Genomic DNA, 23041 nt, shown 5'->3' with positions numbered 1-23041 from the left:
TCGCCCGCCGTTCCCGTATCGGCTACCCCGAGGTGACCTGCTCCGGCTCGACGTACTTCTTGATCACCTTGGCCCGGTCGGACAGCGTGCCCGGGCTGATCGGCACGCACTCGTAACCGAACGACGCGTACGCCTCCTGATGGATCCGCTCGAAGCGCAGCGACTCCTCGAAAGTGATCCGCCGCGCGGCCGTCGGAGTGACGGACCCCAGGTTCTGGACGAAGAAGACCCGCTGCTCATAGATCCGCTGATCCTTGATGCGTTCCAGTTCGCGGGACAGGATCGCCGGGACCGGATGGCCGAGGTAGACCGCCAGGGCGTAGGTGCAGACAGGGGAGCGGTCGTAGAACTGCACATCGCCGGGCAGGGCCGCGGCCTGTTCCTGCCGCCGGCGCTGCAAGGTGGTGATCGCCGCCGTGAAGGACGGCTTCGTCCACGGCTCGGGTTCGCCCTGGGCCTGCCGCAGGGCGATGACGTCCGTCGCCGCCTCCTCGATGACGGTGTGGCCGTCGCTCTCCAGCCGGCGCAGGATCGCGGTCTTCCCTGATCCAGGCGTGCCGGTCAGGATGTAGCGCTTCATCGATCGTCCCCATATGTCGTGGAGCCGGATGTCACCGCCGGATGGGCCGCGCCTGTCGCAAAGGGCCTGATCCGCCGCGGCCTCGGCGTCCGCCGTCAAAGGCGTCGACGCCGCCATGGCGCGGGTTTCCCGCAACGCCGCGCCGCCCGGCCGGTACGGCAGCCACGGTACCACCGCCCCCGGTTTCGGGCACCGAAGGCGTTCTGCCCCCTTGACACACCAATTCGGAATGCCATTCTGTATGATGGAATACTCCTCGAACCGGATCAAGGGATGAGCATGCCGTACGATCCGCCGCTTTCCACCTATCGCCCGATATCGCAGCTCAACGTCCCCGTCCACGAGGTCGAGCGGGCCACCCTGCCCGCCGTGGACGCCCACATCCACCTCGGCCGCTGGCTCAGCGACGACGGCGACTGGATGGTCAAGGACGTCTCCGCCCTGATCGGCATGATGGACGAGCTGAACCTGCGCGGCATGGTCAACCTCGACGGCCGCTGGGGCCGGGAGCTGGCCGAGAACATCGAGCGGTACGACGCCGCCCACCCCGGCAGGTTCGCCACGTTCTGCCACGTGGACTGGTCGCTGGCCGCCGAGCCGGGCTTCGGCGAGAAGCTGGCCGCCCAGCTCCGCCGTTCGGTGGCCGAGGGCGCGGCCGGCCTGAAGGTCTGGAAGGACGTCGGCCTGCGGGTGCGCGACCACCGCGGCGAGCTGCTGATGCTGGACGACCCCCGGCTGGACCCGCTGTGGGCCGCGGTGGGGGAGTGCCGCGTGCCCATCGCCCTGCACACCGCCGACCCGGTGGCCTTCTTCGAGCCCGCGGACGAGCGCAACGAACGGCTCGAACAGCTCAACGCCCGCCCCGACTGGAACTTCTCCGGCCCGGAGTTCCCGCCCTTCCAGCGGCTGATGGACGCGATGGAGGCGATGATCGCCGAGCATCCGGCGACCACCGTGATCGGCGTCCACGCGGGCTGCTGGCCGGAGAACCTGGCCTTCGCCGGCCGGCTGCTGGACACCTACCCCAACTTCCACATCGACATCGCCGCGCGGATCGCCGAGCTGGGCCGCCAGCCGCGCACGGCCCGCGCGCTGATGTTGCGCCACCCTGACCGCGTTCTGTTCGGCACCGACGAGATCCCGCCCCACCGCGCGGTCTACCGCATCCACTTCCGGTTCATGGAGACCGGCGACGAGGCGTTCGCGCACTCGCTGGACGACCCGCCGCAGATGGGCCGCTGGACGATCTCCGGCCTGCACCTGCCCGCCGAGGTTCTGCGGCAGGTCTACACCGGCAACGCCCTGCGGCTCGTACCGAGGCTCGCCTGATGCCCCCCGCCGCGCGGCTCAGCGGAACGAGCGCCGGTAGGACGCGGGCGTGGTGTGCAGCGCGGTGCGGAAGCGGCGGCGCAGGTTGACCGCGGAGGACAGGCCGACGCGCCGGGCGATGGTCTCCACGGGCAGGTCGGATTCCTCCAGCAGGGCGCGGGTGGCGGCGAGGCGGCGTTCGAGCAGCCAGCGGGCCGGTGGGACGCCGAGCTGTTCTGCGAACTGGCGGGTCAGGGTACGTACCGAGGTGCCGCTCCGGGCGGCCATGTCCTCCACGGTGATGGGCGCGGAGAGGTTCGCGAGCAGCCACTCCAGCAGCGGGGCCAGCGAGGCGGGCATGGAACCCGTGGTCGGCAGCGGCGGGTACTGCCGCTGGCATCCCTCCCGGTGCGGCCCGGCGGCGAGCTGGCGGCCGATCCGCATGGCGTGCGCGGCCCCGAACTCCCGCAGCACCTGGTGCAGGCACAGGTCGATGGTGGCGGCGGAGGCGCCCGCGGTGGCCACGTCGCCGTGGTCGATGTAGATGACCGTGTCGTCCAGGTGGATGCCCGGAAAGCGGGCGGCGACCTCTGCGGACAGCTCCCAGTGGACGGAGGCGCGGCGGCCGTCGAGCAGCCCGAGGGCGGCGGGCACGAAGATGCCCGAGCAGACGGCGACGATCCGCCCGCCCCGGGCGTGGACGCCGCGCACGGCGTCGAGTACGGCGGGCGTCGGCCCGACCGACCAGCTCGCGATGATCGCCGTGTCGGCGTCGGCGAGCGCCCCGAGGCCGTGCTCCACCTGGATGGGGATGCCCAGCGTGGTGGTGAGGGTGCCGGGGTGTTCCGTGCAGAGCCGGAAGTCGTAGTGTTGCGGGATGTCCGGGCCGTGGTAGCCGAAGACCGCGGCGGCGGAGGTCACCGGATACAGCTCCTGGTTCGGCCCGACGAGTGCCACTACGCGGTGGGTCATGGCGCGAATGTACCTGATGATGTCATCTGGGACACCTGTCACGATCGACCGCGATGTCCAGTATTGAGCGCGTGACATCGCTGTGGACCAGGAACTTCACCTTCTACTTCGGCGCACGGGCGATCTCGCTCCTCGGGGACGCCCTCATGCCGGTCGCGTCCGCGCTCGCCGTCGGGCAGCTCTACGGCATAGCCGGGGTCGGCTATGTCCTGGCCGCCTTGACCACCCCGTTCGTCCTGTTCATCCTCTTCGGCGGCGTCTTCGCCGACCGGATCGGCGCCCGCACCATGATGATCGGCGCGGACGTGGTCCGCGTCATCACCCAGGGTGTCGTGGCCGTCGCCTTCTTCACCGGCGATCCGCCGCTGCCCCTGCTGCTGGCCATGTCCTTCCTCGCGGGCGCCGCCGCGGCCATGTTCCAGCCCGGGGTCAACGGCATGGTCCCCCAGGTGGCCAAGGACCCGCAGCGGGCCAACGCGACGCTCAAGTTCGCCGACGCGGTGACGCAGCTCGCCGGGCCCGCGCTGGCCGGGGTGCTCATGGCGGTCACCGGGCCGGGCTTCGTCTACACCCTGGACGCGGCGACGTTCCTGGTCAGCGGGGTGTGCCTGGCGCTGGTCCGGCTGCCCGCGATGCCGCGCGCGACGAGTACGAGGATGCTGTCGGACCTGCGGCGCGGCTGGGAGGAGTTCCGCGCGCGGACCTGGATGTGGTCGGTGATCCTGGTCTGGGTCTTCTTGGGCGTGCTGGTGGTCGGGCCGTACGTGCCGCTGTCGTCGCAGATCATCGGCGCGGACTACGGGTGGGTGATGGCGGCGCTCGGGCTCGGTACGGTGCTCGGCGGGACGCTCGCGCTCAGGTTCCGCCCGGTCAGACCGCTCGCGGCGGGCGCGATGGCCCTGTCCGGGTACGCGCCGATGCCGCTGATGGTGGCGCTCGGCGCGCCGCTGCCGGTGCTCATGCTGGCGCACGTGGCCGGCGGGTGCGCCTGGGCGTTCTGGTCGGTGATGTGGTCCACCAGCGTGCAGACGCAGGTCGCGCCGGACGTGCTCAACCGGGTCACGGCCTATGAGGTGGCGGGCTCGGTCGCCGGCATGGCGGTCGGGCAGGCGCTCGCCGGGCCGGTCACCACGCTGATCGAGCCCCGCGACTTCATGGCCGGCTCGGCGGCCGTGGGGGTCGGCGTGGTGTGCGCCCTGCTCCTGATCGCCCCGGTACGCCGACTACGCCGTGCCGGCCTGAACGACGCCGAACTACGCTCGACACCATGAATCTCACGAATCACGTGCGGTTACTCGCGGTGCTCGCGCTGGCCACGGGGTTATCGGTGGCCGCGCCGGCGCAGGCCCACACCCCGGGCCCCCGCCCCGCCCACCCCCACCTGCGCGGTCTGGACCTCGACCGCGCCACCGTCCTGGACATGGGGCGGGCCATGGACAGGGGTCGCTTCGACTCCGTCACGCTCACCCGGTTCTACCTGGACCGCATCCGCGCGGTGGACCCGCTGCTGAACGCCGTCGTGCAGACCAACCCGGACGCGCTGAAGGAGGCCGAGCGCAGCGACCGTGCCCGGCGCCGGGGCGTTCGCGGGGTCCTGCTCGGCATCCCGGTCCTGCTGAAGGACAACATCGACACCGCCGGGCCGCTGCGCACCACCGCCGGCTCGCTGGCGCTGGCCGGCTCCCGCCCGGCCCGGGACGCCGTCCTGGTCCAGCGGCTGCGCGCGGCCGGCGCGGTGATCCTCGGCAAGGCCAACCTGTCGGAGTGGGCCAACTTCCGCTCCAGCCCGTCCTCCAGCGGGTGGAGCGCCGTCGGCGGCCAGACCGCCAACCCGCACGTCCTGGACCGCAACCCGTGCGGCTCCAGCAGCGGCTCGGCGGTGGCCGTCGCCGCGAGCCTGGCCGCCGTCACCATCGGCACCGAGACCGACGGCTCGATCGTCTGCCCCGCGGGCATCAACGGCGTGGTCGGCATCAAGCCCACCGTCGGCCTGGTCAGCGGCGCGGGTGTGGTACCGATCTCCGCGCGGCAGGACACCGCCGGGCCGATCACCAGGAACGTGACCGACGCCGCCGCCGTGCTGTCGGTCATCCAGAGCGGCGGCCGTGACCATCTCAATGCACTGGACCGCGACGCGCTGGCGGGCAGGCGCATCGGCGTCTGGCGCTCGGCCGCCGCGGGCGAACCCGAGGTGCTGGCCACCCTGGACGCCGCCGTGGCCACCCTGCGGGCCCGCGGCGCCACCGTGATCGACGACATCGAGCCGCCGCACCTCGACCAGGTGGCCGAGGCGGAGTTCCCGGCGCTGCTGACCGAGTTCAAGCACGACCTGAACGCCTACCTGGCCGCGACCCCCGGCAGGCATCCCCGCGACCTGGCCGGGCTGATCGAGTTCAACAAGCGGCACGCCGGCACCGAGCTGCGGTACTTCGGGCAGGAGCTGTTCGAGCAGGCGCAGGCCACCAGCGGCGACCTGAACGACCCGGAGTACCGGGCGCTTCGCGACAAGGCGACCACCCTGGCCCGCCAGGCGATCGACTCCGTGGTGAGCGACCACCGGCTCGACGCGGTGCTCGCGCCCACCAACAACGCCGCCTGGGTCACCGACCTGAAGCGCGGCGACGACTTCACCGGCTTCGTGGCCAGCTCGCTGCCGTCCGCGGTGTCCGGCTACCCGGCGATCACCGTCCCCGGCGGGTACGCCAAAGACGTCCTGCCGCTGGGCGTGACGTTCTTCGCGGGCCGGCTCTCAGAGCCCGCGCTGATCTCCCTCGGGTACGCCTTCGAGCAGGCGAGCGCGGTCCGCAGACCGCCCGCATACCTGCCCACCCTGCCTCCGGCGGCGCGGCCGTGACCGACCCGGCGGCCACCCGCGGTGGCCGCCGGGCCCCTTTCCCGATCGGCGGGGGCCTTAAGATGGGGGCTGGACGTGCCGGGGGTCTCGACGTTGTGAGGACGGCCATTGCCGAACAGGTCTTTAGTCGCCATCAGCGACCTGCACGTGGGCTACGAACGCAACAAGACCGTCGTCGAGGGCATCCGGCCCGCCTCGCCGGACGACTGGCTGCTCCTCCCCGGTGACGTCGCCGAGCTGCTCGACGACTTCACCTGGGCGCTCAGCCTGCTCCGCGACCGCTTCGCCAAGGTCGTGTGGGCCCCGGGCAACCACGAGCTGTGGACGCACCCCGCCGACCGCTCGCCGCTGCGCGGCGTGCCGCGCTACGAGCACCTGGTGGAGATCTGCCGCTCACTCGATGTGGTGACGCCCGAGGACCCCTACCCCATCTGGGACGGGCCGGGCGGCCCGGCCGTGATCGCGCCGCTGTTCGTGCTGTACGACTACACCTTCCGCCCGGACGGCGCGGACACCACGGAGGCGGCCCTGGAACGGGCCTACGACGCCGGCGTGGTGTGCAGCGACGAGATGCTGCTGCACCCCGACCCCTACCCTTCGCGCGCGGCGTGGTGCGCCGCCCGGCTGAAGGAGACCGAGCGGCGGCTGGAAGATCGCCCGGACGGCCTGCCGACCGTGCTGATCAACCACTATCCGCTGGTCCGCGAGCCGACGCGGATTCTGCGTTATCCGGAGTTCGCGCTGTGGTGCGGTACGACCGGCACGGCCGATTGGCACCTGCGTTTCCAGGCGGCCACCGTCGTTTACGGCCACCTGCATATTCCGCGCACCACATGGCACGACGGCGTCCGTTTTGAAGAGGTCTCCCTCGGTTATCCCCGTGAATGGGGCCCTCGCGCTACCACCCCCGGCGCTTTGCGGACCATCCTGCCGAATTGACCCGGCGACATCTGCTTGTCGTTGACCATGCGCAACGTCAATTTCGCATGAATTCCTCCAGCTCTCCGGGCCCCGGTGCAGGTAGCCGGGATCGCCCGCCGAGCATACGTTAGAGCCGTACTCGGCGCCATTGTTCTCCGCACATCCCCATACGCGCATAAGGGGTGACGGAGGGTCGCTTAGCAGATTACGGGTTGCCACCTCGGGCGACGGCTGATTCCCTACACGTTTGTACGGGGCCAACCGGCGATCACCCTTTCACCCCCCGAGGAGAATTCCATTGGGTGCCCTGCATCGGTTCAAACGTGCCCGAATTTCGATTCCCTTATCCGCGTTAATGCTGCTGGCGCCGCTTATCGTGCCCGCGGACGCGGCGGTCGCACGGGCCGCGCCGCCCGTGCCCCAGGTACGGCAGGCCGGCGCTCCCGCCGCCCGCGCGATGCCGCCGGAAGTCCGGCCGGACACCGCCGTGGACCCCGCCAGGCGGCCCCCGGTGGTCCCGCCCGGGACCAAGGCCGGCGGCGAGCCCGTCAAGCTCGCCGAACGGAAGTTCGCCGCCCTGGCCGAGCGGGCGGACGCGGCCACCGTCAAGGCCGCCGCCACCGCGACCGCGCAGCTCAAGGGCCGCCGCGCGACGAGCGGCCCGCCCGCGGCCAAAGCGGAGGACGGCTTCACCGGTCTGTCGCTGCGTCCCGGCTTCGTGCTGGGTGACACCTCGCTCGTGCTGTACTTCGGCTCCGGCCAGGTCGATCCGGCCTGGACGGGCGCGCGGATGCGGCTGTACGAGTCCGGATCGCAGACCGAGCAGGCGTCCACGCTGGTCTCCCGCGAGGACTTGACCGCCACCGCGCTGTCGTGTGGCGGGGCCGGGGACTTCTGCCGGTCGTTCGGGTCCGCCGACGGGTGGACGCTGACGACCGGTAAGGAGTACTTCGTCACGGCCGCGGCGGTCTACGACGACGGCCGGGAGGTCATCTCGCCTCCCTCCGACATCTCCGTCCCCCGCCAGACGATCGACCCGCCGCCGATCCCCGGCGAGCAGGCCATGGGCTGCGGCTGCGGCAACGCGCTGGCGCTCACCTCGGCCGGGCAGGCGTCCCGGGGGCTCGGGGTGAACACCGGCACCGGCGCGTATGTGCGCACCGAGACCGACTTCGCGATGGCGTCGTTCGGGCCGCAGTTCGCCACGTCACGGACGTACTCCTCGATGAACCGGGGGGCGAGCCTGTACGGGCTGGGCTGGGCCTGGTCGTACGACATGCGGGTCACCGAGGGCGAGGGCGGCGTGGCCGTCGTGCGGGCCGAGGACGGCGCGCAGGCCCGGTACACCCCGCTGGCCGACGGGAAGTACAAGCGCCCGGCCGGTGTGCGGTCCAACCTGCGCAAGTCCGATGACGGGTGGACGCTCACCACGCCGCGCCAGGTCCGGTACGGCTTCGACACCGCCGGGCGGCTGACTTCGGTGCGCAACGCCCGCGACGCCGGGGTCACGCTGGCCTATGCGGGTCTGGGCGTGATCATCACCGACGCCTCCGGGCGGAAGGTGGAGGTGCGGATCGAGGGCGGGCTGATCCGGGAGATCCGGCTGCCGGACGGCCGCAACGTCAACTACTTCTACACCGGCAACCTGCTCACCTCGATGCTGGACGCCCGCGGCTTCACCTGGAAGTACACCTACCATGCCAACGGCCTGCTGCATCAGGTGATCGACCCGCACCGGGTCGCCATCGTCACCAACGCCTACAGCGAGGACGGCCGGGTCACCGAGCAGCGCGACGGCCTGGGCAAGGCGACCACCTTCGGGTGGGACGCGGCCGAGCATGAGGCCAAGACCACCGACCCCGACGGCGTGGTGGTCTGGGACGGGTACCGGGGCAACACGCTGGTCTACTCCCAGCGCGGCACCGGCGACTCCGACAACCACCGCTACGACCGGGACCTGAACCGCGACCTGGTGGTCAACGGCAAGCAGCACCAGCACGAGGCGATCTTCGACGCCAACGGCAACCGGATCCAGACCAACGCGCCCCGGCCGCTGGGCTACTCCGAGAAGACCACGTTCGACGAGCGCAACAACCCGACCCAGCACACCGACGCCAACGGCAAGGTGTGGAAGGACACCTACAACGAGTACAACGAGCTGGTCCGCAGCGTGGACCCCGAGGGCAACGAGATCACGCACGAGTACGACTCGCGCGGCCTGCGGGTCTCCACCACCGACCAGCGGGGCAAGGTCACCCGATTCGAGTACCTGCCGCAGGGCGGCCCGAACGCGGGCCTGGTCAAGGCGTCGGTCTCCCCGGAGGGGCGGCGCGCCGAGGTGGAGTACGACCTCACCGGGCGGCGGATCGCGTCGATCGACCCACGCGGCACGGTGCCCGGTGGTGACCGGGCGGCGTACACCACCCGGTACGCCTACGACGCCCAGGACCGGCTGACCGGCACGCGGCAGCCCGGCAAGAACAACGCCTGGCGCAGCGGTTTCGACGAGACCGGCCGCCTGGTGCGCAGCCAGACCCCGCTGGGCCAGACCACGAACTACACCTACTACGCCAACGGCCTGCTGGCCAAGGTCGACGACGAGCGACGGACCAGCGTCCACACCTACACCGACGCCGGCCGGGACGCCACCGCCCAGGTGCTGCTGCGCACCCGCGCGCCGATCGTCACCTCCTACACCTACAACGCCAAGGGCCTGCTGAAGACGGTCACCTCGCCGCTGGGCAACGAACCGGGCGCGGACAAGGCCGACTTCACCACGACCTACTTCTACGACGCCAACGACAACCCGATCCGGGTCCGCCACCCCTACCCCGGCGGCGGGTTCACCGACCGGGACATCAAGGCCGACCCGCTGGACCGCACGACCGGCAAGATCGACGAGCTGAACAAGGAATCGACGTTCGGCCGGGACAACAACGGCCAGGTCACCAACGCCACCGACAACCTCGGCCGCACCACCCGGATGGCGTACGACGACGCCGGGCGGCAGACCGAGATCACCGACGCGGCCGGCAAGACCACCAAGACCGTGTACGACCCGGCGGGCAACCCGATCAAGGAGACCAACGCGGTCGGGGGCGTCACCACCTGGAAGTACGACGACGACGGGCTGCTGATCGCGGTGACCGAGCCGCGCGGCAACATCGAGGGCGCCGACCCGGACAAGTACACCACCCGGTACGAGTACGACCGGGCCGGTCAGCAGACCAAGGTCATCGACCCGCTGGGCAACACCACGACGGCGGCGTACGACGCGTCCGGCCGGGTGGTCGCGATCACCGACCCGAAGAACCGCACCACGCACCAGACGTTCAGCGAGGACGACCAGCTTCGCACGGTGCACACCCCGGAGACGCCGTACAACCCGTACGACCCGGAGGCGCGGTCCACGGTCTACACCTACAGCATCGACGGCCTGCTGGAGTCGGTCCGCGACCCGCTCGGCCGCTACACCCGGATGGCCTACGACGACGCCGGGCGGCTGATCACGAAGGCCGATCCGCTCTCGCGCCGGGTCGAGGTCACCTACGACGCCGAGAGCAACCCGCTCACCGCGATCACCATCAACGGCCCCGAATGGGTGCCGCCGGAGGAGCGCGCCAAGCGCACGGTCACCAGCACCTACGACATCCTGAGCCGCCGTACCAAGACCACCCTCGGCTCGCAGGGCCCGGTCTACACCTTCGGCTACGACGCCAAGGACCGCGTCACCGCCTACGGCGACCCGACCGGTGTCCGCGAGGTCGGGTACGACGACGAGGACCAGATCAAGACCGTCACCCGCAAGACCGCCGGGCTGGCGGACCAGACCTTCGGCTACGCCTACGACGAGCGGGGCAACATCACCTCGCGCACGTACCCGGACGGCACGAAGGTCTCCGCCGAGTACGACGCCGACAGCCGGCTCACCGCGCAGAGCGTCGCGGGCGGAGTCGCGGGCGGCGCTTCGGAGTGGACGTTCGGGTACGACGTGTCGGGCCGCCGTACCTCCACCACCCTGCCCACCGGCGGCCTGACCGAAAAGCGCGCCTACGACGAGTCCGGCCGCCTGACCGGCATCGCGACCGGTCGTGCCGACCAGGACCCTGTATCGGCATTCGACCTGACCCTCGACCAGGTAGGCAACCCCACCAAGGTCGTCACCCGGCGCGGCGACCGCACCGAGTCGGTCGCCTACGCCTACGACACCGTGGACCGGGTCACCTCGGCCTGCTACTCGGCCACCTCGTGCGCCACCGGCTCGCAGATGGCCGGGCGGATCGACTACACCTACGACCTGATGGGCAACCGCCTGTCGCAGAAGCGCACCGGCACCGCCGGGAACGACACCACCACCTACACCTACGACGTCGCCGACCAGCTCTTACGCGAGACCGTCGCCAAGCCCGGCAGCACGATCTCCAAGAACTACACCTACGACGTCAACGGCAACCAGACCACGGCGGGCTCGGACAAGTTCACCTACAACCTGGACAACACCCTGGCCACCGCCAAGGTGGGCAATAACACCACCAGCTTCACCTACGACGCCACCGGCCTGCGCCTGTCCGCCTCCACCACCGTGGCCACCACGACGGGGGCCGGGACGCCGACTCGCGTGACGGCGGTCGGCACCCAGCGCTGGGCCTGGGACGTCAACGGCACCCTGCCGCAGATCGCGCTGGACACCACCACCAACGCCTCCGGCGCGGTCGTGGAAAGCCGCGGCTTCACGTACGGCCCGGACGACGAGCCACTGGCCCTGCTGACCGGCGGGGGCGCGCACGCCTACACCCACGACTGGCTGGGCGGCGTGGCCAACATGCTCTCCCCGACCGGCGAGGTCGAGGCGGGCTACGACTACGACCCCTTCGGCAACCCCCGCACCGGCACCACCCTCACCCCGGCGACGGCCAACAAACCAGGACCCCCCGAAACCGCCAAGTCCGAGGAAGCCGCACCCGACAACCCCCTCAAGTACACCGGCGCCTACCAGGACGACACCACCGGCAACGGCAACTACTACCTCCGCGACCGCAACTACAACCCGGGCACCGGCCGCTTCACCAGCGTCGACCCGATGCCCACCGGCAACAGCGCCACCTCCGCCTACACCTACGCGTCCAACAACCCGCTGGTGTTCACCGACCCCACCGGCATGCGCGACGACAACGGCCCCACCACCAACGGCGACACCGCCCCGGGGCAGGAGGCCGACCCCGGCCCCAGCCCGGAGGACGTGGCCAAGGCCCAGCAACTCCAGAACAAGAGCCTGCTGGACGTCGTCCTGGAGGCCGGCGGCCAGATCCTGATGGAGATCCTCGGGGTCAACGACGTCCTGAGCTGCCTCAAGGGCGACCTGGGCGCATGCGTGTCGATGATCGTCGGCGCGCTGCCCTGGGGCAAGATCTTCAAAGCCCCGAAGATCATCGAGGCCATCTGGAAGGCCGGCAAGGCCGTCATCACCTACTTCCAGCAGATCAAGTGGGCAAGGGCCATCCTCCGAGGAGCCCAGAAGGCAGCCGAGGCCGCCAAGGCCGCCGCCGCCAAGGCCGCCCGCGAAGCCGCGGCCAAACGCGCCGCCGCCAAGGCCGCCGCCGACGCCCTGGCCAAGAAACTCGCCGCCGAAGCCGCCGCGAGAGCCAAGGCCATGGCCGCCAAGGCAAAGGCCAAGACCAAACCCAAGGCCCCCGACCCCAAGTCCCGCGGCACCAAGGCCGACACCTGCCCGAACAGCTTCGCCACCGGCACCCTCGTCCTCCTGGCCAACGGCACGGCCAAGCCCATCGAAGACGTCGCCCTCGGCGAACAGGTCCTCGCCACCGACCCTGAAACCGGCGAAACCTCGGCCAAACCGGTGGTCCGCCTGATCGAGGGCGATGGCAAAAAGAACCTCGTCACCCTCACCATCGACACCGACGGGAAGAAGGGCACCGCCACCAGCGACCTGGTCGCCACCGACGGCCACCCCATCTGGGTCCAGAGCGAACACAAGTGGCTCAAGGCCGACCAGCTCAAACCCGGCATGTGGCTGCGCACGAGCGCCGGCACGTATGTCCAGATCACCGCGATCAAGACATCAACCGCCAAACAACGCGTCCACAACTTCACCATCGCCGACACCCACACGTACTATGCCCTCGCAGGCACTAGCCCGCTCCTCGTCCACAACTGCGACGGCGACGTTCATTGGGTCAACGAGAACGCAAATATGAGCTCGGCGGCGCGAGCTTATGATGCGGGCGCAGAAGGTTCCAGAGTCGGCGCGGCTCCGGCGCTGCAGTACTATAAGGCCGACGGGACGACTCTGTCTCAGATCAAATTCGATGGGTTTGACCAGGTCAACGGTGTGATGATCGATCGAAAACTGAGCGTCACAACCTTCAACAAGACATACCGGCAGGCCAGGAATCAATCTCTAGCGCTTGAGCAGAACGGTTACACAGGTCGGTGGGAGGTTCCAACCGCGGCCGAGGCCGCGCGGGCCAGGAAGGTTCTCGGTGACCTTCTGATCACCAATATTCAAGTGAGGGTTGTGCCCTGATGGACGTCAACAAGGTCCTGGCGAGCGCATTCGTGAGCGTTGTCGTCTCGATCGACTTGACAGACGACGACGACATCGACCCGGATATCGCCACGGACATTCTCGAACCTGCTGCGGCTCTTTTCCGCGATCTATCGGGAGAGGGACGGCGTGAAGTCACCTCCTTGATTCTCGGGTGTGCCGAGCTGGAAGAGAATCCGGAGCGAAGGCGAGCAATTCTGGCGCTACCCGAAGCTATCGGTCTTCTCGATGTAGACTGATTTAGGGGCGCCCTGCTGGGATCATGCGAACGCCGTGTAGGTCTCCCTGTAAACAGCCTAGGGAGACCTACACATCGTTTGAAAGGCATGTTGCTACTCGAAGCAGCCTTGGTGGAAGGGGGCCCAACCTCCCAAAAGGGCGAAATGAGTATACCGTCAGATGTCCCCCTGTCGCGCGCCATATCTCGCCATCGCCGCGATGTGCGGTGGGCCTGGATTTCGGCCTGGGGATACTGGGCTACTACCTTGGGATTCATGCGCTCGAATGGAACGGCTGCTCATCTAGTAAAATCCACGATGGGCAAGCCGCGCAGCCTGACTGACCGGTTACCTCCTTGCCTCTCAAGCGACGCCGAGGACAGGCCGGCGGTCTGCTGAAGAAGGCGCTCAAGGAGATTTACTGGGCAGAGCGGCACCCGAAGAGTACGCTGAGCTGCCCAAGCATTGGCTCGCGAATAGGTGTTATGAAAAATCATCATTATTCGGCCGATTTTGTGGAACCCGTGCAAGACGATGTGGCTCGCGCATTCCTCGTCAAGGTCGGGCTACCGGCTCGGTCCGGCATCTTCGCGGCTACCGAGACCGAGCGCGGGTACGTGGTCGGCGGAAGGAACGTTCTGCGGCTAGGCTACGGGACTGAGAGCGAGGGCTCCTATTACCTGGACTGCCACGACGGCTCGGTGCTCTATGTAGAGGAGTATGAATCCACTGAATATCATGTGAATGCTTCGCCGCAACACTTCACGGAGTGTCTGACGGTCTCTGCGGCGAAGACGTCGGGCATCGCGCTGGAGGCGGGTCCTGACGAACTGGAAGAGCTGGCGGCTTCCCTCGAGACGGAGATGAGCGGATCGACGCCTCGTCCCTGGCCGGCGACTCCGGATTCTGGCATTCTCTACTGTTCGACGTGGCGAACGGGGACTACCGGCACGCGACATGGGGCGCACGTCTGGCGATTAGCCTGACGGGATCGTTTCCCAGTCATGGATCAGCGGTTCATGAAAGGCGGGCTGCTGTTGAACCGGCCTCCTGTCCTGAGGGGACTGAGAACGCGGGCCGCGTGTATTGCTAGAAGCAGGGCACGTTAGGAGACTGTTCCTACGCTCGCGAACTACCTTGCCGACAAGGTCGGGCCGCCCGGCGACAGTGGAAGTGATGGCTGCTACGCCAACATTGTCGAAGTCACTAGGTGGTTGTGATCTCCTGACCACGCCCAGTTGGGCATCGTCAGATGCTAGCTCATTCGAGAGCGTAGGCGTAGCCTTGGGCCAAGCGGTAGGGCCCGTCTAGAGGGTCATTGGCTGGAGGGAAATTGGATATCGTCTGGCAGGCGATTGGCCTGTTCATTGCCGCTGCGGGGACTTCAGCGCTGACTGCGACTTTGATGTGGTGGAGGAGGTGGCTGAACCCTGCGTTGAGCGATCTCCGCACCGAAATTGCTTCGCTGAATGACCGGCTGGATGATCATGCCGGTCGTCAACGCGGGAAGGATGGCTCGCGCGGCGATCATATGAAGGGACGGCCTGAGAATGGCTAGTATGAATGGCTGGATACCGGCCATCGCTGCCGGCCTTGGTGCGGGAGCCGGCTCGTTGCTCGCGTCCCTGTGGAAAAGGAAGACAGAACAAGCGGTTAGCGGTCTTCGACGCCAACTCCGTAAACTGAAGTGCGAAATCCACGGTATGACAAGCGCCGCTGATGACTAGAGGGAAGCCGAATTATTGTCCGGGGAGCAGACACGATAGATCTCTGGGAATGAACCCCTCGATAGAGGTGTCCGGCGAGTTGCTTGCCGAGCTGACCGGGCGGGGCCTGGGGCCGGACGCCGCAGAGTGGCGAGAACTGCTCGAAGGCGTGCGCCCGGCCACTTTCCCGGGGAACGTCGCCGAGAAGATGTACTGGGTGGATCTGTACCGGCGGCGTCGGGATAGTGCCGCCGCTCGCGGAGACACCGGGCTCGCCGCCGAGCTTGGGCGTGTCGTGGAAGAGCTCGGCGGCGCCGAGGGCGGCCATCTCGTCCTGGTCCTGGTCACCACTGCTGGGCATGGTCGCTTCATCTGGCTCGACTCGGATCTATCATCAATGGTGACCGTCTTCTGCGCGCCACGGCGGTAGCACGATCGATGAACCGGCGACGACACCTGGACGCCCTACACGAGGCCGCCAGGCGGGCGATCCAGCGGAGATGACAAGTACACTGGGAGCGCTCTCGCCCGAGGCCGCCCCGGCCCATATCCCTCAGGTCGCAGACCCCGGAGCTGCCGCGGGGCCGGCGGTGGGGGAACGGATCTGGGCCAACAGTTTCGACAGAAGCACCGGTGACTGCTGGCTGGCTTTCAAGTTCACCGACAATCCGGCCCGCAGTTTGCATTCAGGGATCAGCCGTTGCGGCGAGGATGGCCACTGAGGACCGGCCCTGTCCCGGATATGGCGTCGCCATGGTGGGGTGGCCCTCTATCGCGGTGTAGTCGTCGCATAGGGTGCTAGCGGCATAGAGTGTGGAAACGGCGGAGAGGTCTCATGCGATTGCGAGATCATTGGGGCTATGATCGACGAAGATGAGCGGCTGGCCGCTCTGGAGTGCCATGTTCGAGGCTTTGGGATGGGCGCATTGTAGAGCCTGTAGCCTAGGGGCGCGGGCCGATTCTGGAGAGGGTGCCACGATTCTCCACCTACCGTGTGTTTCCCGCCAGGGCGGGTGAGGCCTGGGTCTACGTTACGGTGGGGTGCTCGCTTGTCGGTGCCACCGGCGAGGGGATGGAGTTCTTCGTCATGTCGCCCTTCGCTGACGAAGCCCATTCAGAAACTCTGGCGATGGTTGGCCACTTTCACTCCTTCGAGGCCCACCGGTTCGATGTCGGGGCGGTCGTCGACATCGGCCGCCCTTGGATGGGTGAATCACGTATGGATCACCTGCTCGTCAGCCTGCCCTATCCGTACGGCCCGGGTCTTGAATGGGCCTCCCGTGAGGCCGGTCGGGTGCGGTTCTTGTGGTTGCTCCCGATCTATGAGGCAGAGTTCATCAAGAGCAGGACGCTGGATGAGTTCGAATCTCTGTTGGATGACGCGGGTGTGAACGTTCTGGACGCCAAGCGAGATCCGCTTGCCTGAGGTCACCCCCGTGTCGGTGGCCATGCGAGGCTGATGGTTGCGGCCAGGGCAGCATGGGCTGGTCTCTTGCCAGGCTTCGAAGACGAGGGAGTGGATGGACGAGGTGGAGCTTGAGCGACTGGGCGGCTTAGCGGTCGAGTATCAGAAGTCCGGGTGCGGCATCGCTGAAATCGTTGGACTGCTTGTCGATGGTCAGCCGAACTTGCGGTTGATGCCCTTCAGCCTGGCCCGAGTGCTGCGATCGGCCTTCGGCCTTTCGATCTATGACCTTCACTACATCACCGCATGGCTGCAAGGCCATATCTCGCTGGAAGCCTTGGAGGAACACCTGGGAAGGACGGCCCCGTAGTTCTTACCCGACGGTCTGCCAGGCTCAGGGGGTGACTGCATTGGATCGACTGCTGGGGTGAATAAATGTGGGCAGGAAGCACCTTCGGATCAACCGGCTCGGCTTCGCGGAATATGAGGACATGGTTGAACTTTCTTGTGCTGTGGATACTGTGAAGCTGGCGGGAGACTTGAGTGCCATCGTGGAGCGGGTGCTTTCGGGGGACCGTGAGCTGCTTGATTCGCTGACTGATGGTGCCCAGGCAGACTTCGTCGTTCCACTGGGGATGTGTGCAGAGCTGCTGTTCAGCGGGCAGTATTCGGTTGTGGAGCTGGTCTCTGCGGCCTGCACCGTTAGGTACTGCGCGGAGGCGCACATGCGGGAGTTCCCCGAAGATCTTGTGCAGACGCTGTCTAGGCTTCCCCGGTGAACGCTAGGGAGACTGTGGGTTCTGCGGCCTATCCCAGGCCCGGTGTGCTTCTCGCTCGACTCGCGCGTTTGGTGGGTGAGTCGGTTCCTGTGAAGGAAGCTCCCGGTGACGTGTTTCTCCCGCGGTTGGCGGAACGGCTTGCATTGCAGACCTATGATCTGTTCCTTGTCGCGGGCGTGCCCGTTCCCGATCATGCACTGCTCTTCGATGAGAGTGCGCGCCTCCATATCGGTCGGCTGATGGAGTGTGCGCTTCGGCTGTCCACCGCCGGCAGGGGGCGGCTTCGGGAGCATGTTCGTTCCCTGCCCACGCACATGGATGCCCCTGCGTCCAGGAAAGAACGGCCTTGGGAGTCTTATCCTCCCGGCTATGGTTCTCTCCTCATACGTATGCTCGAGCTACGTAACATGAATTGGACCTTGGCGGTGAAGGCCAGGTACCTCACCTACGGTGGCATGGCCCTGTCTGCCTCGACTATTGGCGCGGTGGCCCGTGGTGTCCGGCGGCCCGATATCGACACGATCAACGGGTTCGCCGCCATACTCGGTGTTCCGGCATCCGTTATCACCTGCCTGATCGGCATGCCCGACACGGTGGCGAGCTACCGCCCGTCAGAGGAGATCGTGGAGTTGGCTCGGCTGCTCTGGGAGGTACGGCAGTTGACCGAGCGGCAGATGGGCCAGGTTTCCGCACTCGCTCAGGAACTGTGTCATGAAGGCGGCGGGGGGTAGGGGTGCGAAGAATCCCGCGCACATCGGCCGCAGGCTATTCGGTCGCTGATCGACTGCGGATCTGGTGCGACCCCTGCGACGTCCGGATTCGATCGGCCGATGCGGATGGGGTGTATGTGGAGTGGCCATGGCGGCAGGTCGATCCCGGTTCGCCCGCGTGGAAAGGGACGATGGGTTTTCCACGGGATGGTGAGCACTGGGAGTGGTCGAACACTCCGTGGCGGATTGAGCCGGATCTTGAGGGGTTGGGTGGGGGAGATCTGTGCATAGTCGGCATACCTGTCACCGAGGTGGAGGTGGTGGTCATCCATGAGTACGACCCGCCAGGTGAGTTCGGGGTGGGTGCCCAGGCCGACTGTGGGGATCGGCGTCTGCCCGGTCGCCCACCTCGACGAGGAGGAGGCCGGTTACGTGCTCTATCTGGACAGTGGCGACCCGATTGAGATCGAGCACCTCGGGACATGAGCGGGATATCGGCTCATTGGCCGATGCGCGGGACGGCAGTACCGGCCTGGCGGGGATCGCCTTCCACTATGGCCGTCGGCAGCTTGATTCAGGAGACTTAAGTGGGCCAGGATCCTCAGCGTAAACGCGCTGCGATGGTTGTAGGCGCAGATGTTGCGCTGGCCATCCGCGGGTGGCCGCGGGCTCAGGTCGCAGTCTTTGTGGCCGGCTGCGCCGAGCGCATGGTGCAGATTTTTACCGTCCTGCATGGGGGTGATCCCGCGCGGAACGGTGACGTCGATATCGTCGTTCAGCTCATGGCGGATTTATGGGATCTAAGGGTTCCGGCGGGTGCCTTTCGGGGATACGTGGCATCTCTGGAGGGCTTCCGAGAGCTTAAAGCATCAGAGGAAGAGGTCGTCAGGACCGCGGAGGTTTTTTCTTTTTATTCGGTGCTTGTGCTGCGCTACTCGGCTCTTTATCGTGCTGGCGCGGACGTAGAGGATGCGCTCCGGTGTGCGCACGTATGCCTGACTGCAATGGGGCAACTGGATCAGAATCTTATGGGCGCCGGCTTCGCCTCACACGAGGCCGATTCACAATCGCGTTTTGTGCAATTGCTCTCTTCGGGTGAACTTAGCGTGGATTTCCTTTCACGTATCAGCGCGGGCAACCAAGCTATCGGTGGGCAGCGCGCTGCAGTGATATGCGGTTGGAATCGATGACGAATCCTCCTGGAGCGTCTTGGCCTTCTGTGACGGGACCCTGGCGCTTGAGAAGCTTGATGACAGCGGCATCGCGCCTCGTCACATGAAGTCTGTTTCACGCGCGGAGATGATCCGGGTGATGGCCATGCTGGCTCAGGGTGGCCTGATGGCTCTCCAGCAGTTGGATTGGCTTCCTGGTTACCAGCGACCCGAGCAGAGGCGGCGTCACATGTCGGCCAGGGTCAGGGGGGTGGGAGGGGTGGGCCGAGGAGCCAGTTGCCGGGGGCGTTGGTGTCGGTGCTGAGGTAGAACTCCTCGATCGCGGCGCGGAACTCGTCGTGGGTGATGGTGCCGCTGCCGTTGCGGTCGAGGCGGTGGAAGGCGGCGCCGGAGGTGGACGGGTCGATGCCGAGGGCTTCATACATGCGGACGTATTCGTCGGCGGTGAGGGTGCCGCTGTTGTTGGTGTCGAGTGCGCGCATGAGGGCGTCGATGATGGGCATCACGATGTGCCCGAAGTTGGCGGGGACGGAGATGTGGGTGCGCATGGCGGTGATGAACTGCGGCAGGCCCACCTCCTGGTGGGCGTCTGGGGCGCCCGCTTCGACCAGGGCGTCCCACCAGCGGGTGAAGGCGTTGTGGAGGGCGTTCTTGTTGGTCTCGTCGCCGTCGGGGGCGACCGCGGCGAAGATTTCACCTGTCTGGTCGAAATCGGCGCGGGTGAGCCGGCCGTCGTGGGTCTGGTCGAACCAGTTGAACAGGATGGTGAACTTCTGCTGGGTGCTGTCGTAGGCCACGGGGGTCTCCTTGTTGCTGAGAGGCGGTTGTGGCGGAGGTTCGTTGCTTCCTCGTCAGCAGGTACACCTATGGTAACTATGCGTAGTGATATTTCAACTCTGTGTAGTTACATGAATGTGTGGCGGCCCCGGGGTGTTGCCGGGGCCGGGGGGTCAGTCGAAGAGGCCGTTCTTGGCGCCGGTGATGAACTTGTCCCAGGCGGCGCGGCGGATGATCCAGGGGTGGGTGTCGGGTTGTTCGGTGTCGCGGAGGGCGACGCGGCCGTCGGAGAGGTGTTTGGCTTCCAGGCAGTCACCGCCGAGGTCACTGGACGCGGTAATCCATCCGGTCGGCTCGGCGAGCTCGTCGCGGATTTCCTTGTTCAGTTCCATGACGCAACTCTCTCCTTGATGCGTTGAACTGACAAGTAGTCCGGAAGCGCCGCGCTACGTACTCGTTCGAGTCGATCCATGACCTGCTTGATCTGGTCGGGCTTGTCGACTACTCGACCGTGCAGGGCCGATTCGACGTATGCGGCCGTCGTCGTTCCCTTCTCCTGTGCCAGGAGAATCGAGCCCGCCAGCATCGTGGTGCATGCGGCTTCGTAGGGGAGGAGTTGGATTGTGAACCACTCGGTAGCGGTGAGCTCGATGAGGTGCTCCAGTTGTCGCAGGGTGACGGAGCTGTTTCCGACCGGGCGGTACAGGATGCCTTCGTCAAGCACGGCGAGGAAATGCGGAGGTGTCGGCCCGTCGAATATGGCCTGCCTCGCCACCCTGGCCTGGACGGCCTCCTCCACCTTCTGCGGCGTTGTGTGCGGCACACCCGCGAAGATCGCGCGGGCGTACTCCTCGGTCTGCACCAGTCCGGGGACGATCAACGGAGCCGTGGTGAGGAGCTTGTCGGCTCGTTGTTCGATCGGGGGCCACTGGCGGAACCATTCGGCCACGCCCTTTCCGCTCACGGCGGGCCAGTGGGCGAGGAGTTCGCCGTCCAGGCCGAGGGCCTTTTCGCATAGCTCGACCAACTGCCGGGTCGGGTTCTCGTCACCCCGCTCCACATTCCCGATCCGGCTTTTGCTGTACCCGACGACATCCGCGAGCTGGACCTGTGTCAAACCCGCCTCGATTCGATATTGGCGTAATGCCGCGCCGAAACGGGCCGCCGGGCCGACGGTGGGGTCGAGCTTTTTGGGTGCTGGCATCGGTGCCTCCCGTTCCAGCTCTGCTGGCCGCGTGCCAGCAGAACTCTGGGATTCGCTCTGCGTTGTTCGCGCAACCAAGGTAGCCCGGCCCCGGCAGTGTTCGGGGTGGTTATCGGAGTACCGAGCGAGCACGCAGGTGGTGAAGATGGCAGCGCACAAAATGCGAATGGTCGGCGAGATGCGCTTTCCCGGGCGTACCGACATCATAAGCGATGTCCGTATTTATACCGTTCGATGGCTCGCTATCGAGCATCCCGAATCCGCCGAGGACGACAGCCTCATCTACAATCTCCGCCTCCTCACCACCGAAATCGCCGCGAATGCCATCAAGCACACCCTTTCCGGCCGATGGAAGCGGGGAACGTTCAGAATCCGCGTGTGGCTCGGTGCCCACAGCATCCGGGTCGAGGTGTCCGACCAGGGCTCCTGGTCCGGGCCGCGGCTGCGTGATGACCCCACCGGGACCGGCGGGCGTGGCCTGCGCATCGTGGCGGCGACCGCCACGCGCTGGGGGGTGGCCAGGCGGGGGTTCGGGCGGGTGGTGTGGTTCGAGCTTCCGGTCGGCCCGGTCGCCCCGGTCGGCCCCCGGGCCGCCATCGTGGCGATCCCCCGGCAGCGAGCCCGGCCGGGGTCAGCCGGTCAGGTCGGCGATCAAATCGGCGAGGACCAGCTCCTCCTCCACCCGGACGCCGCGCGCGGCCATCGTCGCGGACAGGCCCGGGTCCCATGGCGTCGGGGACGGGCGGCCGGTGAGCCGGGCCGGTGACGATACGGCCTGGTAGGCGGCGGTGTCGAAGCGCCAGGGGCGGAAGCCGAGCCGTTCGTGGAGCGCGGTGGCGATGGCGACCCCGCCCCAGTCGAAGTCGCCGTGGTAGGCGAACGTCGCGCCCCCTGCCGCGAGGAGGTCGAGCAGCCGCCAGACGGCTGCCGACGGACGGCCTCCGCCGCACACCAGGGGCGGGCAGGACGAGCCCAGTTCGTCGGCCGCGGCGGCGACCACCACGGGATTCTCACAGACCCGCACCAGGTCCGCCGCGAACGGCGTCTCGTGGCGGCGGAGCTGGCGCAAGGTGAGTACGCATGGCTCGCCCGCTGCTTGGGCGGCGCGCAGGATGCGTCCGGTGGGGGTGCGGTCGTCACCGGGGAGACCGAGGCAGAGGACGAGGGAGGACAGGTCGTCGAGGTGCACCCCGACCGCCGCCCAGGCCGCACGGCGGGCGTCGGCGCCGCCTTCGCCCGCGTACGGCAGGCCGGACAGGGCTCGGGCCGCGGACAGGGCGAGTGTGGCAAGCGGCCTTCCCTCGTCCAGGGCGTGGGCGTCGCCGCAGGTCTCGGCGGCCAGGCGGCCGAGCGGCAGACCGGGGGAGGGCAACCGGGCAAGTACCGCGGCCAGCGCGCCGAGCAATGGACGCGCCTCCGCCGCCGTCCCGGCGAGCCTTCTGACCAGCCCGGTGGACTCCAGCCATGCTCGCCAGCCGGCGAGTTCGGGCCGCCCGGCGACCAGCGCGTCGAGCCGGGCGAAGGCGTCGTTCCAGGCCGCGGCCAGTGCCGCGGTCTCACTCGCCAGGTCACGGACCGGGCCGCCCAGCCGTACGACGGCCTCGGGCAGGCCGCCCTCGGCGACGCCACCCGCGCGCAGCACCCGATCCACGTCCTCCAGCGACACCGACAGCGAGGCCCCCGCGCCCGCCCGGCGGCCGAGCAGGACCTCGATCGCGCGGCGCTGGGCCGGGGTGGCGGCGGAAAGTGTGACCGTGCCGGTGAGCGGCCTGCCCTGCTCCATCCGGCGGCGGGCGCGGTCGAGCAGCCAGGCGGTGTCGTCTCCGCCGAGGAGTCGGCGCAGTCTTTCGCCGGGGGCGTTCATGTCGGC

The 23041-nt window shown here is 67.7% G+C and carries 21 protein-coding genes and 1 pseudogene; 16 read left to right on the top strand and 6 right to left on the bottom strand.

The features are described from left to right. Nucleotides 1-22: 22 nt before the first annotated feature. Entirely contained in the window at nt 23-580 is a 558-nt protein-coding gene (locus ACH34R_RS02760) for an AAA family ATPase (protein WP_397559684.1), read from the bottom strand. Between the two features lie 273 nt (nt 581-853). Here ACH34R_RS02760 and ACH34R_RS02755 point away from each other — a divergent pair, with 273 nt between their 5' ends. Then, on the top strand, nt 854-1909 hold the full coding sequence (locus ACH34R_RS02755; RefSeq protein WP_397559683.1) for an amidohydrolase family protein: 1056 nt from the start codon (nt 854-856) through the stop codon (nt 1907-1909). An 18-nt stretch (nt 1910-1927) separates the two neighbouring features. On the opposite strand, the gene ACH34R_RS02750 is transcribed toward ACH34R_RS02755, so the two are convergent. Further along, nucleotides 1928-2860: a GlxA family transcriptional regulator gene (locus tag ACH34R_RS02750; protein WP_397559682.1), complete on the bottom strand. Its 933-nt coding sequence runs from the start codon at nt 2858-2860 to the stop codon at nt 1928-1930. Between the two features lie 53 nt (nt 2861-2913). Between ACH34R_RS02750 and ACH34R_RS02745 the strand changes: the two genes are divergently transcribed. The 14 genes from ACH34R_RS02745 (at nt 2914) to ACH34R_RS02680 (ending at nt 19208) form a co-directional block, all read left to right on the top strand. Then, nucleotides 2914-4131, top strand: a complete 1218-nt coding sequence (locus ACH34R_RS02745; RefSeq protein WP_397559681.1) for an MFS transporter — start codon at nt 2914-2916, stop codon at nt 4129-4131. Further along, complete coding sequence (locus ACH34R_RS02740; protein WP_397559680.1) at nt 4128-5714, top strand: amidase; 1587 nt, start codon at nt 4128-4130, stop codon at nt 5712-5714. Before ACH34R_RS02745 ends, ACH34R_RS02740 begins: the two co-directional genes overlap by 4 nt. A 108-nt stretch (nt 5715-5822) precedes the next feature. Continuing rightward, nucleotides 5823-6653: a metallophosphoesterase family protein gene (locus ACH34R_RS02735; RefSeq protein WP_397559679.1), complete on the top strand. Its 831-nt coding sequence runs from the start codon at nt 5823-5825 to the stop codon at nt 6651-6653. Nucleotides 6654-6990: 337 nt separating this feature from the next. Then, nucleotides 6991-13179: an RHS repeat-associated core domain-containing protein gene (locus ACH34R_RS02730; RefSeq protein ID WP_397559678.1), complete on the top strand. Its 6189-nt coding sequence runs from the start codon at nt 6991-6993 to the stop codon at nt 13177-13179. Continuing rightward, nucleotides 13179-13439, top strand: coding sequence for a hypothetical protein (locus tag ACH34R_RS02725; protein WP_397559677.1), 261 nt, complete (start codon nt 13179-13181; stop codon nt 13437-13439). Before ACH34R_RS02730 ends, ACH34R_RS02725 begins: the two co-directional genes overlap by 1 nt. Nucleotides 13440-13774: 335 nt before the next feature. Further along, a complete protein-coding gene (locus ACH34R_RS02720; protein ID WP_397559676.1) occupies nt 13775-14404 on the top strand; it encodes an SUKH-4 family immunity protein in 630 nt (209 codons plus the stop codon). Nucleotides 14405-14751: 347 nt separating this feature from the next. Continuing rightward, nucleotides 14752-14976, top strand: a complete 225-nt coding sequence (locus tag ACH34R_RS02715; RefSeq protein WP_397559675.1) for a hypothetical protein — start codon at nt 14752-14754, stop codon at nt 14974-14976. Nucleotides 14977-15194: 218 nt separating this feature from the next. Further along, nucleotides 15195-15554 carry a hypothetical protein gene (locus tag ACH34R_RS02710; RefSeq protein ID WP_397559674.1) on the top strand — a complete coding sequence of 120 codons (360 nt, stop codon included), beginning with the start codon at nt 15195-15197 and terminating at the stop codon, nt 15552-15554. 540 nt (nt 15555-16094) lie between these two features. Next, nucleotides 16095-16550 (top strand): suppressor of fused domain protein, encoded by a 456-nt coding sequence (locus ACH34R_RS02705; protein WP_397559673.1) that lies wholly within the window; start codon nt 16095-16097, stop codon nt 16548-16550. A 94-nt stretch (nt 16551-16644) separates the two neighbouring features. Beyond that, complete coding sequence (locus ACH34R_RS02700; RefSeq protein WP_397559672.1) at nt 16645-16899, top strand: hypothetical protein; 255 nt, start codon at nt 16645-16647, stop codon at nt 16897-16899. A gap of 67 nt (nt 16900-16966) precedes the next feature. Next, nucleotides 16967-17308: a hypothetical protein gene (locus tag ACH34R_RS02695; protein ID WP_397559671.1), complete on the top strand. Its 342-nt coding sequence runs from the start codon at nt 16967-16969 to the stop codon at nt 17306-17308. A gap of 89 nt (nt 17309-17397) precedes the next feature. Continuing rightward, nucleotides 17398-18039 (top strand): hypothetical protein, encoded by a 642-nt coding sequence (locus tag ACH34R_RS02690; RefSeq protein ID WP_397559670.1) that lies wholly within the window; start codon nt 17398-17400, stop codon nt 18037-18039. Nucleotides 18040-18348: 309 nt separating this feature from the next. Continuing rightward, nucleotides 18349-18504: a hypothetical protein gene (locus ACH34R_RS02685; RefSeq protein ID WP_397559669.1), complete on the top strand. Its 156-nt coding sequence runs from the start codon at nt 18349-18351 to the stop codon at nt 18502-18504. A 101-nt stretch (nt 18505-18605) separates the two neighbouring features. Continuing rightward, complete coding sequence (locus ACH34R_RS02680; protein ID WP_397559668.1) at nt 18606-19208, top strand: hypothetical protein; 603 nt, start codon at nt 18606-18608, stop codon at nt 19206-19208. 224 nt (nt 19209-19432) lie between these two features. Here ACH34R_RS02680 and ACH34R_RS02675 read toward each other — a convergent pair whose 3' ends face one another. From ACH34R_RS02675 to ACH34R_RS02665, 3 genes are all read right to left on the bottom strand, one after another. Next, nucleotides 19433-19987: an EF-hand domain-containing protein gene (locus tag ACH34R_RS02675; RefSeq protein ID WP_397559667.1), complete on the bottom strand. Its 555-nt coding sequence runs from the start codon at nt 19985-19987 to the stop codon at nt 19433-19435. Nucleotides 19988-20140: 153 nt separating this feature from the next. Next, complete coding sequence (locus ACH34R_RS02670; protein WP_397559666.1) at nt 20141-20359, bottom strand: DUF397 domain-containing protein; 219 nt, start codon at nt 20357-20359, stop codon at nt 20141-20143. Continuing rightward, a complete protein-coding gene (locus tag ACH34R_RS02665) occupies nt 20350-21171 on the bottom strand; it encodes a Scr1 family TA system antitoxin-like transcriptional regulator (protein ID WP_397559665.1) in 822 nt (273 codons plus the stop codon). The genes ACH34R_RS02670 and ACH34R_RS02665 overlap by 10 nt, the downstream gene beginning before the upstream one ends. A gap of 145 nt (nt 21172-21316) precedes the next feature. On the opposite strand from ACH34R_RS02665, the pseudogene ACH34R_RS02660 reads away from it, so the two are divergent. Then, nucleotides 21317-21709, top strand: a pseudogene (locus ACH34R_RS02660) (ATP-binding protein); the annotation flags it as partial. 93 nt (nt 21710-21802) lie between these two features. Here the strand turns inward: ACH34R_RS02660 and ACH34R_RS02655 are convergent. Continuing rightward, nucleotides 21803-23035 (bottom strand): TIGR02679 family protein, encoded by a 1233-nt coding sequence (locus tag ACH34R_RS02655; RefSeq protein ID WP_397559664.1) that lies wholly within the window; start codon nt 23033-23035, stop codon nt 21803-21805. Nucleotides 23036-23041 lie beyond the last annotated feature (6 nt).

The sequence above is a fragment of the Spongiactinospora sp. 9N601 genome, assembly GCF_044326295.1.
GTDB classification, from domain to species: Bacteria; Actinomycetota; Actinomycetes; order Streptosporangiales; family Streptosporangiaceae; genus Spongiactinospora; species Spongiactinospora gelatinilytica.
This window is presented reverse-complemented; position numbering and strand designations above follow the sequence as displayed.

Excerpts from the sequence above, each read along its gene's own strand:
- ACH34R_RS02750 (WP_397559682.1), bottom strand. The coding sequence starts at position 2,860 with ATGACCCACCGCGTAGTGGCACTCGTCGGGCCGAACCAGGAGCTGTAT.
- ACH34R_RS02745 (WP_397559681.1), top strand. The coding sequence starts at position 2,914 with ATGTCCAGTATTGAGCGCGTGACATCGCTGTGGACCAGGAACTTCACC.
- ACH34R_RS02670 (WP_397559666.1), bottom strand. The coding sequence starts at position 20,359 with ATGGAACTGAACAAGGAAATCCGCGACGAGCTCGCCGAGCCGACCGGA.
- ACH34R_RS02755 (WP_397559683.1), top strand. The coding sequence starts at position 854 with ATGAGCATGCCGTACGATCCGCCGCTTTCCACCTATCGCCCGATATCG.
- ACH34R_RS02700 (WP_397559672.1), top strand. The coding sequence starts at position 16,645 with ATGGACGAGGTGGAGCTTGAGCGACTGGGCGGCTTAGCGGTCGAGTAT.
- ACH34R_RS02685 (WP_397559669.1), top strand. The coding sequence starts at position 18,349 with ATGAGTACGACCCGCCAGGTGAGTTCGGGGTGGGTGCCCAGGCCGACT.
- ACH34R_RS02665 (WP_397559665.1), bottom strand. The coding sequence starts at position 21,171 with ATGCCAGCACCCAAAAAGCTCGACCCCACCGTCGGCCCGGCGGCCCGT.
- ACH34R_RS02740 (WP_397559680.1), top strand. The coding sequence starts at position 4,128 with ATGAATCTCACGAATCACGTGCGGTTACTCGCGGTGCTCGCGCTGGCC.
- ACH34R_RS02710 (WP_397559674.1), top strand. The coding sequence starts at position 15,195 with ATGAACCCCTCGATAGAGGTGTCCGGCGAGTTGCTTGCCGAGCTGACC.
- ACH34R_RS02655 (WP_397559664.1), bottom strand. The coding sequence starts at position 23,035 with ATGAACGCCCCCGGCGAAAGACTGCGCCGACTCCTCGGCGGAGACGAC.
- ACH34R_RS02725 (WP_397559677.1), top strand. The coding sequence starts at position 13,179 with ATGGACGTCAACAAGGTCCTGGCGAGCGCATTCGTGAGCGTTGTCGTC.
- ACH34R_RS02760 (WP_397559684.1), bottom strand. The coding sequence starts at position 580 with ATGAAGCGCTACATCCTGACCGGCACGCCTGGATCAGGGAAGACCGCG.
- ACH34R_RS02730 (WP_397559678.1), top strand. The coding sequence starts at position 6,991 with ATGCTGCTGGCGCCGCTTATCGTGCCCGCGGACGCGGCGGTCGCACGG.